Annotated in this window: 14 protein-coding genes and 1 pseudogene; 8 read left to right on the top strand and 7 right to left on the bottom strand. The window is 38.6% G+C overall.

All coding sequences use genetic code 11. The annotated features are described in order from the left end of the window. Positions 1-65 precede the first annotated feature (65 nt). Positions 66-257, top strand: a complete 192-nt coding sequence (locus tag DSM03_RS03390; RefSeq protein ID WP_128759603.1) for a hypothetical protein — start codon at positions 66-68, stop codon at positions 255-257. Further along, complete coding sequence (locus DSM03_RS03385) at positions 242-481, top strand: hypothetical protein (RefSeq protein WP_128759602.1); 240 nt, start codon at positions 242-244, stop codon at positions 479-481. The genes DSM03_RS03390 and DSM03_RS03385 overlap by 16 nt, the downstream gene beginning before the upstream one ends. Here the strand turns inward: DSM03_RS03385 and rsmI are convergent. Together rsmI and DSM03_RS03375 are read right to left on the bottom strand one after the other, a co-directional pair. After that, the gene (rsmI, locus tag DSM03_RS03380; protein WP_128759601.1) at positions 478-1,155 is read right to left on the bottom strand and encodes a 16S rRNA (cytidine(1402)-2'-O)-methyltransferase; all 678 of its coding nucleotides are present in this window, start codon (positions 1,153-1,155) and stop codon (positions 478-480) included. The two genes, DSM03_RS03385 and rsmI, sit on opposite strands and share 4 nt — an antisense overlap. A 55-nt stretch (positions 1,156-1,210) precedes the next feature. Beyond that, entirely contained in the window at positions 1,211-2,098 is an 888-nt protein-coding gene (locus DSM03_RS03375) for a hypothetical protein (protein ID WP_128759600.1), read from the bottom strand. A 101-nt stretch (positions 2,099-2,199) separates the two neighbouring features. Between DSM03_RS03375 and DSM03_RS03370 the strand changes: the two genes are divergently transcribed. From DSM03_RS03370 to DSM03_RS03350, 5 genes are all read left to right on the top strand, one after another. Next, a complete protein-coding gene (locus DSM03_RS03370; protein ID WP_128759599.1) occupies positions 2,200-2,841 on the top strand; it encodes a thymidine kinase in 642 nt (213 codons plus the stop codon). Continuing rightward, positions 2,842-3,939 (top strand): alanine racemase, encoded by a 1,098-nt coding sequence (gene alr / locus DSM03_RS03365; protein WP_128759598.1) that lies wholly within the window; start codon positions 2,842-2,844, stop codon positions 3,937-3,939. Positions 3,940-4,015: 76 nt separating this feature from the next. Continuing rightward, the gene (mscL, locus tag DSM03_RS03360; RefSeq protein WP_128759597.1) at positions 4,016-4,435 is read left to right on the top strand and encodes a large conductance mechanosensitive channel protein MscL; all 420 of its coding nucleotides are present in this window, start codon (positions 4,016-4,018) and stop codon (positions 4,433-4,435) included. A gap of 320 nt (positions 4,436-4,755) precedes the next feature. Then, positions 4,756-5,745: an aspartate-semialdehyde dehydrogenase gene (locus DSM03_RS03355; protein WP_128759596.1), complete on the top strand. Its 990-nt coding sequence runs from the start codon at positions 4,756-4,758 to the stop codon at positions 5,743-5,745. Between the two features lie 94 nt (positions 5,746-5,839). Beyond that, positions 5,840-8,005, top strand: a complete 2,166-nt coding sequence (locus DSM03_RS03350; RefSeq protein WP_128759595.1) for a prolyl oligopeptidase family serine peptidase — start codon at positions 5,840-5,842, stop codon at positions 8,003-8,005. 72 nt (positions 8,006-8,077) lie between these two features. On the opposite strand, the gene DSM03_RS19280 is transcribed toward DSM03_RS03350, so the two are convergent. Then, a complete protein-coding gene (locus DSM03_RS19280) occupies positions 8,078-8,239 on the bottom strand; it encodes a PLDc N-terminal domain-containing protein (protein ID WP_161567044.1) in 162 nt (53 codons plus the stop codon). A 136-nt stretch (positions 8,240-8,375) separates the two neighbouring features. On the opposite strand from DSM03_RS19280, the gene DSM03_RS03340 reads away from it, so the two are divergent. After that, complete coding sequence (locus tag DSM03_RS03340) at positions 8,376-9,302, top strand: ABC transporter ATP-binding protein (RefSeq protein ID WP_128759593.1); 927 nt, start codon at positions 8,376-8,378, stop codon at positions 9,300-9,302. Here the strand turns inward: DSM03_RS03340 and DSM03_RS03335 are convergent. The 4 genes and pseudogenes from DSM03_RS03335 to DSM03_RS03320 form a co-directional block, all read right to left on the bottom strand. Then, positions 9,299-10,438 (bottom strand): annotated as a pseudogene (locus tag DSM03_RS03335) (NAD(P)/FAD-dependent oxidoreductase). The gene DSM03_RS03340 and the pseudogene DSM03_RS03335 overlap by 4 nt on opposite strands. 180 nt (positions 10,439-10,618) lie before the next feature. Further along, positions 10,619-11,971, bottom strand: a complete 1,353-nt coding sequence (accC, locus tag DSM03_RS03330) for an acetyl-CoA carboxylase biotin carboxylase subunit (protein WP_128759592.1) — start codon at positions 11,969-11,971, stop codon at positions 10,619-10,621. A gap of 172 nt (positions 11,972-12,143) precedes the next feature. Then, entirely contained in the window at positions 12,144-12,644 is a 501-nt protein-coding gene (accB, locus tag DSM03_RS03325; protein ID WP_128759591.1) for an acetyl-CoA carboxylase biotin carboxyl carrier protein, read from the bottom strand. Between the two features lie 27 nt (positions 12,645-12,671). After that, positions 12,672-13,667, bottom strand: a complete 996-nt coding sequence (locus tag DSM03_RS03320) for a beta-ketoacyl-ACP synthase III (protein ID WP_128759590.1) — start codon at positions 13,665-13,667, stop codon at positions 12,672-12,674. Positions 13,668-13,788: the final 121 nt, after the last annotated feature.

The raw sequence follows: 13,788 nt of genomic DNA, 5'->3' as shown, positions 1-13,788 counted from the left end.
AGTTACAAATTAGCCTGGTTTTTTAATTAAAAGCTTTTATGTAATTTGTTTAAAAATCATAGCCCATGTCTAAGAAAATCACATTTATCAATCAAAATAAAACGTGGCGTCTTGTTGTACCTGCTATTGGTTTGATCTTGTTCTTTACAGCAATATTAGTTTTTAAAGAAACTATACTTGACAAGATCTTACAGCCTATAGGAATGTTGTTGACGATTCTACCTTTAATTTTTCCGTTTAAATGCGTGATTTTGTAAAGTATACTCAAAAAACGATCTCTTTTAAATTAGATAAAGGAGGTATCTATATGTACCGGTTTTCTCAAATACAAAACGTAGAAGCTTATGAAGATCATCTCGTTATTTATAAATCTAAAAAGAAATTTGAAAAGGTAAATTCTTCAGGTTATGCTAAAGCTGATGTAAACAGGCTTATTGATCTGCTTCAATCCAAAACTAATACCATTACCGAAGCCGTCTAGTTTTTAGATTTACCGGCAACTACAATTACAAGTTCACCTTTAGGAGGTTTACTTTCAAAATGCTGTAGCACTTCTTCTGCAGTACCACGCACAGTCTCTTCGTGCAATTTTGAGATCTCTCTGGAAACTGAAATTCTCCTATCTGTGCCAAAATATTCTGCCATGTGTTTTAAAGTCTTCAATAACTTGTGCGGACTTTCATAGAAAATCATGGTTCGTTCTTCTTCGGCTAAACTTAAAAAACGGGTTTGACGGCCTTTTTTAACCGGAAGAAAACCTTCAAAAATAAATTTATCATTAGGTAAACCACTGTTAACCAATGCTGGTACAAAAGCAGTAGCACCCGGCAAACAATCTACTTCGAGTCCGGCTTCAACACAAGCGCGTGTTAATAAAAATCCGGGGTCAGATATTGCCGGAGTACCCGCATCGCTTATCAAAGCAATAGTCTGACCATTTTTAATACGGTCTACTATACCTTCTACCGTTTTGTGCTCGTTGTGCATATGATGCGAATGCATCTGGGTAGTGATCTCAAAATGCTTTAAAAGCTTACCACTGGTACGGGTATCTTCAGCAAGTATAAGATCTGCTTCTTGCAAGACCTTAACCGCTCTAAAGGTCATATCGTCAAGATTACCTATAGGTGTGGGAACTAGAAAAAGTTTGGCCATAGTGCCTCAATCAAATTTACTCGGTAGTCGAGATTAAAAAATTCTACGTCTTGCCCTAAGCTAATTTTCGGGCAACTAAGTCTTTAAAACGCGTTTCATAAACCTCTTTACCTTCCCAATTGTTATAGTCTGGCTTTACCATCTGGTCTATTAAATCAAAAGCTTCTTGTTGACTGTTTACCGTATTGAGCTGTGACAATACACGATTGTAATCAGAGTTACTACCGTTAAATAAATGCTTGATAAATGCAATGCGGTCATTGAGTCCAAAGGAAAGTCCACGCGATACACTATCGTTTAATTTTCTAGGTTTTGCTGGCTCATCGGTTTTAGTATCCTCAAATTCTGCAATGCGACCGTATTCTCCTATCTCGTCTTTATCATTTTTTACCGGTTGCGGCTGTTGTGTAATTTGCTGAAACATCGCTTCTATCGCGTCTGCCTCTGGCGGCATTTGCGCTACGATATCCTTAATCTTTTCCATTACCGGCTCGTGTAAAGAAGCCTGATTGATTTTCTCTTCAGGTTTAGACTTAGCTGAAGTTTCTTCAGTCTTTTGCTCGCTCTCTGATTCTTGAGGCTGAGAAACTCGTAAACGTTCAAAAAGTTCTTCGTTAGCCGCAGCAATACGGGCTATACGCTCAAGATCTGTTTCTTCTTTTTCTGGTATTTCAGCAGGTGCAACAACCTCTTGTTGCTGTTGTACTTCTTCAATACTTTCAGCAATCACCTCAGCGTTTTCATGCTCAAGTGCAGTTATGATTTCGGCTTTACCAATAGTAGGCTTTGCTGCATCAAAATTTGCTTCTATATAAGCCATTATAGACAAGGCTTCATAAATCTTCTGGGCTTCTAACTTGAGGCTGTTGTAATCACTCTCTGAGTCAAGTTTTAAAATCTTGTGCGCCAGGCTAACCAAGTCAGATTTTAATTTCTTCTTCATAAGTTTTTTGTTTGCTCTGTTTATTTGCTGGGGTTTTTAATAAATTTGCTTAGCCCTCAAAGAATAGCACCTTTGCCCTTTAAGAGGTTGAAAAGTACGAAATGTTTCTCGAAAATACCGTTAATCATAAAGAGCAATTTGGATGGATAGAAGTCATATGTGGCTCTATGTTCTCTGGCAAAACCGAAGAATTAATTCGTAGGTTAAAGCGTGCCAAATTTGCAAAACAGAAGGTTGAAATCTTCAAACCTTCTATAGATACCCGCTATGATGAAGAGTTAGTTATCTCTCATGATGCTAACGAAATTAGATCTACTCCGGTTCCTGCAGCTGCAAATATTCCCATTCTTGCAGATGGTTGTGACGTGGTAGGTATTGATGAAGCTCAGTTTTTTGACGATGAGATTGTAAAAGTCTGTAATGACCTTGCTAATAGTGGTGTGCGTGTTATTGTTGCTGGTCTTGATATGGATTTTAAAGGAAATCCCTTTGGCCCCATGCCGGCGCTTATGGCTACAGCAGAATATGTAACTAAAGTACACGCAGTCTGTACCCGTACAGGGAATCTGGCACAATTCAGTTATCGTAAAGCTACCAGTGACGATCTGGTTTTATTAGGAGAAACAGAAGAATACGAACCTTTAAGTCGTAGTGCTTACTATAAAGCGATGCTACGCGAACGCCTCAAAACCATTGAGGTTAAAGACCCTGAAGGACTCAAAAACCCTAAAATAAAAAATTAAATGTCACATACCGTTCTCGAAATAGACCTCAGCGCATTAGAACATAATTACGATTACCTCAGGTCTAAATTGAGACCAGAGGTAAAAATGCTAGCTGTAGTTAAGGCTTATGCATATGGAAGTGAGTCTGTAGCCATCGCTAAAAAACTAGAAGAAAAAGGAGTTGATTATTTTGCTGTTGCATATACCGCAGAAGGAATCACGCTAAGAGAAGCAGGCGTCAAAACACCTATTTTGGTGCTGCATCCGCAAATTGAAAATTTTGCCGAAATAATTGAGTACAACCTAGAGCCTAGTATTTATAGTTTCAGAGTACTAAAAGCTTTTACTGAAATAGCTGAAGCTAAAGGAATAAAGGAATATCCTATTCATATTAAATTCAATACCGGGTTGAACCGTCTGGGTTTTAAAGACGTAAATGAGAAAGATATTCTAGATCAACTTAATGCTACAAAAGCTTTAAAAGTTATATCGTTATTCTCACATCTGGTTGCTAGTGAAGATATGAACGAACGCAGGTTTACGCAGTATCAGATCGAAACCTTTGAGAAGAATGCAAAGCATATGATTGAAGGATTGGGCTATGCCCCTATGATGCATCAGAGCAACACTTCGGCAATTATCAATTATCCTGAAGCACAATTTGATATGGTGCGCAGTGGTATTGGTCTTTTCGGGTATGGAAACACGCAAGAAGAAGACCTTAAGCTAAAACCGGTTGCGACTTTAAAAACCGTTATTTCACAAATACACGATGTGGCTGTAAATGAAACTGTGGGTTACAACAGGGCACACACGGCTGCAAAATTAGAGCGCAGTGCTACACTACCCATAGGTCATGCAGACGGTATCGCACGTACTTATGGAAAAGGGCGTGGCTACGTTATGATTCACGGTAAAAAAGCTCCAATTATAGGTAACGTTTGTATGGATATGATCATGGTAAATGTTACCGAAATAGATTGTCAAGAAGGAGATGAGGTTATTGTTTTTGGAAAAGATGCTTCTGCAGTAGCGCTCTCTGCACGTATTAACAGCATTCCTTATGAATTAATCACAGCGATTTCTCAACGTGTAAAACGAAAAATTATAGAATAAGTAACAACTATAACTTTTATATTTTTTTTTAATTTCAATATATTAGTCCTCTCATTAACTAAAACCAACTAAACTTATGGCATTTTTAAAAGATTTTAAAGCCTTTTTAATGAAAGGCGACATCATTGCTCTTGCTACAGCGGTGATAGTAGGTGGAGCATTTAATAAAATTGTAGGCTCATTAGTAAAAGATATCATTATGCCCGTTATCGGGGTATTAATGGGTGGTAAAAACGTTAACAATCTCTTTTTCTCACTAGACGGTGGCGAGTATGAGACCGTTGATGCAGCTGTTGAAGCCGGAGGTGCAATTCTGACCTACGGTAACTTTCTACAAGCAGTAATCGATTTTATTATCATTGGTTTTGTGATTTTCTGGTTGCTGAAAGGTTACGAAAAAACCAAAAAGAAAGAAGAAGCAAAACCTGCCGCTCCAAAAGGACCTACTCAGGAAGAATTGCTTATCGAGATTCGTGACGAATTGAGAAAGAAATAAAAATAAACGTGCTTAAGGGCACAAACCGCTGCACTGCAGACTTAATTTTAATTAAACCCTCGAAAAAATTCGGGGGTTCTTTTTGTTATATAAATAACATAATGTATTTGAAATATACAAAATGTCACTTTTTAAACAAATGTGTATATTTTTAAGAACTTAGTCTGCTATCTTATAAAGTGTTGCTACTTTTGGCCTCCCTGAGGAGTTGACTTTGTAATAAAATAACATTCAGGGTTTAACTGATTTTTCAGTTTTAAAAATAAAACCAATTAGTACACTCAACTGTTTGAGATTTTAGATACGCTAAATAATAGATTATGAAAGTAGCTGTTGTAGGCGCTACCGGGATGGTAGGCCATGTAATGTTGCAAGTATTAGCAGAACGCAACTTCCCAATAACCGAATTAATTCCTGTTGCAAGTGAGCGCTCTGTGGGGAAAACGGTTTCTTATAAAGGTAAAGAATATACCATCGTCTCTATGGAAGATGCGATTGCGGCACGCCCGGATATCGCTATCTTTTCGGCTGGTGGCGGTACTTCTTTGGAGTTTGCTCCCAAGTTTGCTGATGTAGGTACTACTGTTGTAGACAACTCTTCGGCCTGGAGAATGGATCCTGACAAAAAACTCATTGTTCCTGAAATCAATGCTTCTGAATTAGAGGATACCGATAAAATTATTGCGAACCCCAACTGCTCTACCATACAAATGGTTTTGGCTTTGGCTCCTTTGCACAAAAAATATAAAATCAAGCGTTTGGTAATTTCAACTTACCAATCAATTACCGGTACCGGTGTTAAAGCGGTACAGCAGCTAGAAAATGAATATAAGGGCGAGAAAGGCGAGATGGCCTATAACTACCCTATTCACCGAAACGCAATCCCTGCCTGTGATGTGTTTACCGAAAATGGCTACACCAAAGAAGAAATGAAACTCGTTAACGAGACTCAGAAAATTTTAGGTGATAAAACAATTGCTGTAACTGCCACTGCCGTGCGTATTCCGGTTGTGGGTGGTCACTCTGAAGCGATCAATGTGCAATTTGAAAATGATTTTGAGCTTTCTGAAGTACGTCAACTTTTACAGGCCCAGGATGGTATTACTGTACAGGATAACCCGGACACGAATACTTACCCAATGCCTATTTATGCCGAAGGTAAAAACGATGTGTTTGTAGGACGTATCCGTCGCGATTATTCACAACCTAACACCTTAAATATGTGGGTGGTTGCAGACAATTTACGTAAAGGTGCTGCTACAAATGCAGTACAAATCGCAGAATATTTAGCCGCTAAAGAATTGGTTTAATTCAAAAGAACTAACTAATTATACAAACCTCTGAGACGCGATGTTTCAGAGGTTTTTTTATTGCCTATATTTGAGGGAATTCAATTTGCTTCAAATGAAAAAAATAGTTTATCTGGGCGCCTTCACGCTACTCTTCAGCGCCTGCGAAAACCAAGAAAAAAAAGAATCTGATATGGCAATGACCTATCCTGAAACCAAAAAAGTAGATACGGTAGACACCTATTTTGGAACTGAAGTTCCCGATCCCTATCGCTGGCTTGAAGACGACCGCAGTGCAGAAACCGAAGCCTGGGTTAAGGCTGAAAATGAAGTTACACAGTCGTATTTATCTAAAATTCCATTTAAGGATGACATCAAGAAAAAGCTTGAAAAAATCTGGAATTACGAGAAAATTGGCGCTCCGTTTAAAGAAGGAGATTATACCTATTTCTATAAAAATGACGGACTCCAAAATCAATACGTTATCTACCGCTATAAAACCGATGCAGACCCTTCAACTGCCGAAGTATTTTTAGATCCCAATACCTTTTCTGAAGATGGAACCATTTCCCTGGGTGGACTTAGCTTTTCAGACAATGGAAAACTGGCTGCTTACAGCATTTCAGAAGGCGGAAGCGACTGGCGTAAGGTTTTGGTAATGGATGCGGAGACCAGAGAAATTACCGAAGATACTTTGGTAGATATCAAGTTTAGTGGTATTTCCTGGAAAGATAATGATGGCTTTTATTATTCGAGTTACGACAAGCCTGAGGGCAGCGAACTTTCAGCAAAAACAGATCAGCATAAAGTGTATTATCACAAGCTGAACACGCCTCAAAAGGAAGACGCGTTGATTTTTGGCGGTACGCCCGAACAAAAGCATCGCTATATTGGGGCGGGTACTACCGAAGATAACAATTACCTTATCGTAAGCGCCAGTAACGCGACCTCGGGAAATAAACTGTATATAAAAGACCTTACAAAACCCAATGCTGATTTCGTTACCATTCTGGATACTGACGATACCAATACCTCAATCATTGAAAATGTAGGTTCAAAACTCTTTTTGGTTACCGATAAAGATGCGCCTAACAAAAAGATTGTGACTGTTGATGTGTCTAATCCTACGCCTGAAAACTGGGTAGATTTTATTCCGGAGACCGAAAATGTGCTTTCGCCTTCTACCGGTGGTGGGTATTTCTTTACCGAGTATATGGTTGATGCGGTTTCTCAGGTCAAGCAATATGATTATGATGGAAACTTAGTACGTGAGGTTAAACTTCCCGGAATAGGTAGTGCTGGTGGTTTTGGAGCCAAAAAAGATGAAAAAGAACTGTATTACAGTTTTACCAATTATACCACTCCCGGAAGCATTTATAAATATGATATTGAATCGGGTGAGTCTGTGTTATTCCGTAAACCGGCGATTAATTTTAATCCGGAAGATTACGAGAGTAAGCAGGTATTTTATACTTCAAAAGATGGCACCAAAGTCCCAATGATCATCACCTTCAAAAAAGGACTTGAACTCAACGGAAAAAACCCAACCATCCTTTACGGTTACGGCGGGTTTAATATTTCGCTTACACCCTCTTTCAGCATCACCAACGCGATCTGGATGGAAATGGGCGGCGTTTATGCCGTTCCTAACCTGCGTGGTGGTGGTGAGTACGGTAAAGAATGGCACGATGCCGGAACCAAAATGCAAAAACAAAATGTTTTTGACGACTTCATCGCTGCTGCCGAATACCTTATCGCAGAAAACTATACCTCGAGTGATTATTTAGCCATTCGTGGTGGTTCTAACGGTGGTTTACTAGTTGGTGCCACAATGACCCAAAGACCCGATTTGATGCAGGTAGCCCTACCCGCTGTGGGCGTGATGGATATGTTGCGCTATCATACGTTTACCGCTGGAGCCGGCTGGTCTTACGATTATGGTACTTCAGAAGATAGCAAAGAAATGTTTGAATACATTAAAGGCTATTCGCCCGTTCAGAATGTAAAAGCTGGTGTAGATTATCCTGCAACGCTAATAACGACGGGTGATCATGATGACCGAGTTGTCCCTGCACACAGCTTTAAATTTGCTGCTGAATTACAGGAAAAACAGGCCGGTTACGCGCCGGTATTGATTCGTATTGAGACTGATGCCGGTCACGGTGCAGGAACTCCCGTAAGCAAGCAAATAGAGCAAACCGCAGACATTTTTGCCTTTACGCTCTACAATATGGGATTTGAAGTGCTTCCTGAAAAAACGAAATCTGAAATCAAAGGTTAACTGCGGAGGACGCAGAACCTATAATCAACGTAGAGCCTCACTACATTTTAAATGTAGTGAGGTTTTTTTGTCTTATCTTGAGAAATAAGTACTTCTCTTTCGGTTAGTATTCTTGTAATGAAAATAGATTATTGAACCTATAACAGGTAATGCAACTAAAAGTATAAGCAATAGTATTTTGTGATTTCCTTTTAGTGAACCAGTTCTAATTAGGTCAATTACAGCCCAGATCATCAAAGAAAAACCAAGTATTAGATATACTATTATAAAATTATCCATAAGAAGTTCTGTTTTAAATTCTCTTTAAGTATGTTTAATATAAGGAGATCCTATCAGAATTTGAAAGCCATCCTCTGAATAATTTTAATATATGCTAAAAGTAAACATCGACTCATTTTCTTATACCGAAAAAACGGTTTTAAAAAATCTCAATTTTTCTGTTGAAAAAGGAAAGCACATTTCTATTTTGGGCGAAAGCGGTTGTGGTAAAAGTACGCTGCTCAAAATAATTTATGGACTACTTCACGTAGAACACGGAAGCATTTTCTGGAAAGAACAAGAACTTCTGGGACCTGACTTTAATCTGGTGCCTGGTGAACCGTTTATTAAATATTTGGCTCAAGATTTTGATTTAATGCCGTTTATTTCGGTAGGTGATAATATTGGGAAACACCTTTCGCGTCGTTTTATGCAGCATCGTAAAGAACGTATTGCTGAATTACTGGAAGTGGTAGATATGACTGCTTTTGCAGATGTACACGTAAAACTGCTGAGTGGTGGTCAAAAACAACGTGTGGCTTTGGCCCGAGCTATTGCGAAAGAACCCGAATTATTACTGCTGGATGAACCCTTTAGCCATATCGATAATTTTAGGCGGAATGCCTTACGGCGGAATCTATACGCGTATCTAAAAAAAGAAGGCATTACCTGTATCACGGCTACCCACGACAGTGAAGAAGCACTTTCTTTTTCTGACGAAATCAAGATGATGCGTGACGGTACGTTTATACAAACCGCAACTCCCGAAACCTTATTTCAGAATCCAAAAGATGCGTATGTGGCTTCGTTTTTTGGAGATGTCAACTCCTTAGAAATTGATGGTAAAACCAGACTTTTGATGCCGCATCAGCTTGTAGTTTCTAAGACTGAAACAGCTATTCAAGCTGAAGTTTTAAAAAGCTATTTTAAAGGAAGTTACTATTTAGTTGAAGCACTACTCAATAGTAGAAAGATTTATTTTAATGCCTCTGAAGACTTAGGAGCAAACAAGAAGATTTTTTTTAAAATTAAAGCTTAACCTTGACTATCAAGTAATTTTGCCAACTCCTGTCCTACCAAACTACCCATGGCAATTCCCATACCGCCGAGTCGTACGCCACAATATACATTATTACTAAGCTCTTTAATAATTGGTTTTTTCTGATTTCCTACACCTAAAATCCCACTCCAACGATGTTCGATTTCGAAAGGAATAGTAGGTAAAATAGTTTCAGAGAGCATATTCTCTAGATAATTTTGAATCTGTGATGTAGTGCCAAAAACCGCTGTTTGTTCACCGCTTAAATCTAAATTTCGTCCACCTCCGAGTAAAATACGATTGTCGATATTTCTAAAGTAGGTATAGCCTTCATCCAAGTGAAAAGTCCCTTTAATTTTTAAATTTTCAATTAGTTTTGTAACTAATACCTGATTTCGAGCCGGTTTAACCTGAGCTATTCCCAACTGGCTGGCAAAGCCATTTGTTGCTATAAAGAGTTTTTTTGTTGTGAACTCCATTTGATCCAATAAGATTTTAACGCTGTTTTTCACATCTTCAAAACCAGTTATTGTACTATTATTAAGTATAAGAATAGCTGCTGAACACGCTTTTTGCATAAGACTTTGCATCATTTTCCCGGTATCCAATTGAGCTTCGGCTTTATTAAAAATAAGTTTGGGTTGAATATTCTTAAATCCAAACTTATTATCAACCTCGCTGAAAACTTCAATATTAAATACTGGATATAGGAAAGTACTTATTGTATTAAGCTTCTCTAAACAGGTATTATAAGACGCTTCTTTATTCTTAAAAAATAATTCGTATCCTCCATTATTTTTATAGCCAATTGCTTTATCACCTAAGGTTTCCCGAAGAAGCTTCAAGCCATTCACACGCATTTATACAAGCTCTAGCATTTTGGCTTCACTATGTGTGTTTAGATCTGCAATCAGCTCTGAAAGGCTGCCAAAACAAGCAAAACCAGCGTTTTTTGTACTTGCTCCCTGCGGAAGATTACCACGTTCTACAATTAGTATCTTTGCTGAAGGGTGAAGTGCCCGCAAACGTAAAGCACAATTGAGACCGGTAATCCCACTACCAACGATTGTAAAATCTACGTTAGAAAACCAGGATTTATATTCCCAATAGGAAAGATTTGGTGCGTTTGCATTCATAACAAACTAAAGATAGCAGAAATACATTAGAGATTGAGCGGATTGATTGAGCTCTTCTGCCTTTTTATGTTAGAAACTGATACGTGTAATCCCAATCCGAACGAGAATGCAGAAGTAAATACCTAAAAAACAAAAACCCTGAGCATTCTGCTCAGGGTTTAAACTATAGTTATGTGATCTTTATTCTTCTACAGGAGGATTCATCACAAACGTATCCATAAATGCAGTGGTGTAATTTCCTGAAATGTATGCAGGATCATCCATCAACTGTCTATGGAACGGAATCGTAGTTTTTATGCCTTCAATAACAAACTCGTCTAATGCACGCTTCATTTTATTGATCGCCTCTTCACGGGTTTGAGCAGTAGTGATCAATTTGGCAATCATAGAATCGTAATTCGGCACAATAGAATACCCGCTATACACATGTGTATCTATACGAACTCCGTGACCACCCGGTGCATGTAAGTTAGTTATCTTACCTGGTGACGGTCTAAAGTTGTTATAAGGATCTTCTGCATTGATACGACATTCAATAGAGTGCAGTTGCGGATAATAGTTTTTACCACTAATCGCAACACCTGCAGCAACCAAGATTTGCTCACGAATCAAGTCATAATCTACTACTTGTTCGGTAATAGGATGCTCTACCTGAATACGGGTGTTCATTTCCATAAAGTAGAAATTACGGTGCTTATCTACTAAAAATTCTACCGTACCTGCTCCTTCATATTTGATAAATTCTGCGGCACGAACGGCTGCAGCTCCCATTTTATCACGAAGTTCATCGGTCATAAATGGAGATGGAGTTTCTTCAGTAAGTTTCTGGTGACGTCTTTGCACCGAACAATCACGCTCAGAAAGATGACAGGCTTTACCATTGCTGTCTCCTACAACCTGAATCTCAATATGGCGAGGCTCTTCGATAAGCTTTTCCATATACATCCCGTCATTACCAAAAGAAGCTGAAGCTTCCTGACGAGCAGAATCCCATGCTTTACGCAGTTCTTCTTTTTTCCATACAGCACGCATACCTTTACCACCACCACCTGCAGTTGCTTTAAGCATTACAGGAAATCCGGTTTCTTGAGCTACACGCTCACAATCTTCAAAACTCTCAAGAATTCCATCACTACCCGGTACACAAGGTACACCTGCAGCTTTCATAGTTGCTTTGGCTGTAGCCTTATCTCCCATTTTTGAAATCATATCTGGAGAAGCTCCAATAAATTTCACACCGTGCTCTTCACAAATTTTTGAAAAACGGGCATTTTCTGAAAGAAATCCATAACCGGGATGAATAGCGTCTGCATTTGTAATTTCGGCAGCAGCCATAATATTTGCAATCTTCAGGTAAGACTCACTACTGGGAGCCGGACCAATACAAACTGCTTCATCAGCAAAACGTACGTGCAGACTTTCTGCATCTGCAGTAGAGTATACCGCTACTGTTTTGATGCCCATTTCTTTACAGGTTCTAATAACTCTAAGAGCAATCTCACCTCGGTTTGCTATAAGTATCTTTTTAAACATATCTATTGTGCATTAAAGTTGAAGTCGTGAGACTTTAACCTTTAAATTTGATCTGGTTTATTCGATATCGAGACTTTATCTACTAAGTCTTACCCGAAAATATTGGAAGCAAGTCTTTAGCATAATTCAATAAAAATATCCCGATAGTCTTAAGAACTTCTTTTACCTAAAGTTACGAAGGATCTACTAAAAATAATGGCTGATCAAATTCAACCGGAGAAGAATCATCAACAAGAACCTTAACGATTTTACCGCTAACTTCACTTTCTATCTCGTTGAATAATTTCATCGCTTCAATCACACACAATACATCTCCTTCTTTAATACTTGCACCCACCTCAACAAATGTAGGTTTGTCTGGAGCAGGCTTGCGGTAGAATGTACCAATGATTGGCGACTTTACAGTAATATATTTGTCGCTTTCATCTGCTTTGGGTTTTTCGGCCTCTTGAGCAGGTGCTTGAGGTGCAGCTGCAGCAGGTTGAGCTGCTGGTACAGCTGGTTGTTGCATTGCAGAACCCATCATAGGAACTTGCTGAAGAATTGTAGTCTCTCCTTTGCTTTCCTCTCCTGTTTTAATAGTGATTTTTACATCATCCATCTCAAGTTTTACCTCGCTCGCGCCAGATTTAGCAACAAACTTGATAAGATTCTGAATTTCTTTTAAATCCATAATTAATAACGTTAGTTAGATTAAAAATTAAGCATTGTAGGCCCATTTTAGGTATATGGAACCCCAAGTAAATCCGCCTCCAAAAGCGGCAAATATTAGATTATCTCCCTTTTTAAATTGCTTTTCAAAATCATTCAATAATAAGGGTAATGTCGCAGATGTAGTATTTCCGTACCGCTGAATATTCATAAGCACCTTGCTGTCATCAAGTTGCATACGTCTTGCAGTAGCATCTATTATACGTTTATTAGCTTGATGTGCTACAAGCCAGCTAACGTCATCATGCGATAAATTATTGCGCTGCATGATACGCTCGCTTACATCTGCCATATTAGAAACGGCAAATTTAAAAACTGTTTTACCGTCTTGATATACAAAATGTTTGTTATTAGCTACAGTCTCTGCGGTAGGCGGCATTAATGACCCCCCTGCTTCAATTCTTAAAAAATCACGTCCTATGCCATCTGATCGCAAATACTCGTCCTGCAGTCCCAAACCTTCTTCATTGGGTTCAAAAAGTGCAGCCCCGCCTCCATCACCAAAAATGATACACGTGGTACGGTCTGTATAATCAATTATAGAAGACATTTTATCTGCTCCTATAAGTAGTACTTTTTTATATTTTCCGGATGCCACATAAGCTGAAGCAGTAGACATCCCATATAAAAAGCTTGAACAAGCAGCTTGTAAATCGTAAGAAAATGCATTGGTAGCTCCTATTTGAGTGGCAACATATGCCGCTGTGGATGCTACGGGTAAGTCTGGAGTTGCAGTAGCCATAATGACCATATCAATTTCTGAAGGGTCAATACCGCTTTTGCTGATTAAATCTTCGGCAGCTTTAATTCCTAAATAAGAAGTTCCTTTATCAGGATCTTTTAGAATTCTGCGTTCTTTAATTCCTGTTCTGGTTGTGATCCATTCATCATTGGTCTCAACCATTGTTTCCAAAATTTCATTGGTAAGCACATATTCTGGCACGTAAGCGCCAACAGCAGTTATGGCTGCAGTGATTTTACTCATATAAATCTGGTTTCTGCAAAAAACAAGGTTTTTCGCTTAAAAATGGAAGGAAAAGTACTAAAAATAGCGCAAACAAAGCCTACAATTAACTTTTTTTGCTCATTCCAAAAAATAAAAAAAA

The sequence above is a fragment of the Leeuwenhoekiella aestuarii genome, from assembly GCF_004104055.1.
Lineage (GTDB): Bacteria > Bacteroidota > Bacteroidia > Flavobacteriales > Flavobacteriaceae > Leeuwenhoekiella > Leeuwenhoekiella aestuarii.
The sequence above is the reverse complement of the archived record's forward strand: the minus strand, read 5'-3'. Positions and strand labels throughout refer to the sequence as shown.

What these genes read in the sequence shown, in the direction of transcription:
- DSM03_RS03390 (WP_128759603.1), top strand. Translation starts at nt 66, where the DNA reads ATGTCTAAGAAAATCACATTTATCAATCAAAATAAAACGTGGCGTCTT.
- DSM03_RS03385 (WP_128759602.1), top strand. Translation starts at nt 242, where the DNA reads ATGCGTGATTTTGTAAAGTATACTCAAAAAACGATCTCTTTTAAATTA.
- rsmI (WP_128759601.1), bottom strand. Translation starts at nt 1,155, where the DNA reads ATGGCCAAACTTTTTCTAGTTCCCACACCTATAGGTAATCTTGACGAT.
- DSM03_RS03375 (WP_128759600.1), bottom strand. Translation starts at nt 2,098, where the DNA reads ATGAAGAAGAAATTAAAATCTGACTTGGTTAGCCTGGCGCACAAGATT.
- DSM03_RS03370 (WP_128759599.1), top strand. Translation starts at nt 2,200, where the DNA reads ATGTTTCTCGAAAATACCGTTAATCATAAAGAGCAATTTGGATGGATA.
- alr (WP_128759598.1), top strand. Translation starts at nt 2,842, where the DNA reads ATGTCACATACCGTTCTCGAAATAGACCTCAGCGCATTAGAACATAAT.
- mscL (WP_128759597.1), top strand. Translation starts at nt 4,016, where the DNA reads ATGGCATTTTTAAAAGATTTTAAAGCCTTTTTAATGAAAGGCGACATC.
- DSM03_RS03355 (WP_128759596.1), top strand. Translation starts at nt 4,756, where the DNA reads ATGAAAGTAGCTGTTGTAGGCGCTACCGGGATGGTAGGCCATGTAATG.
- DSM03_RS03350 (WP_128759595.1), top strand. Translation starts at nt 5,840, where the DNA reads ATGAAAAAAATAGTTTATCTGGGCGCCTTCACGCTACTCTTCAGCGCC.
- DSM03_RS19280 (WP_161567044.1), bottom strand. Translation starts at nt 8,239, where the DNA reads ATGATCTGGGCTGTAATTGACCTAATTAGAACTGGTTCACTAAAAGGA.
- DSM03_RS03340 (WP_128759593.1), top strand. Translation starts at nt 8,376, where the DNA reads ATGCTAAAAGTAAACATCGACTCATTTTCTTATACCGAAAAAACGGTT.
- accC (WP_128759592.1), bottom strand. Translation starts at nt 11,971, where the DNA reads ATGTTTAAAAAGATACTTATAGCAAACCGAGGTGAGATTGCTCTTAGA.
- accB (WP_128759591.1), bottom strand. Translation starts at nt 12,644, where the DNA reads ATGGATTTAAAAGAAATTCAGAATCTTATCAAGTTTGTTGCTAAATCT.
- DSM03_RS03320 (WP_128759590.1), bottom strand. Translation starts at nt 13,667, where the DNA reads ATGAGTAAAATCACTGCAGCCATAACTGCTGTTGGCGCTTACGTGCCA.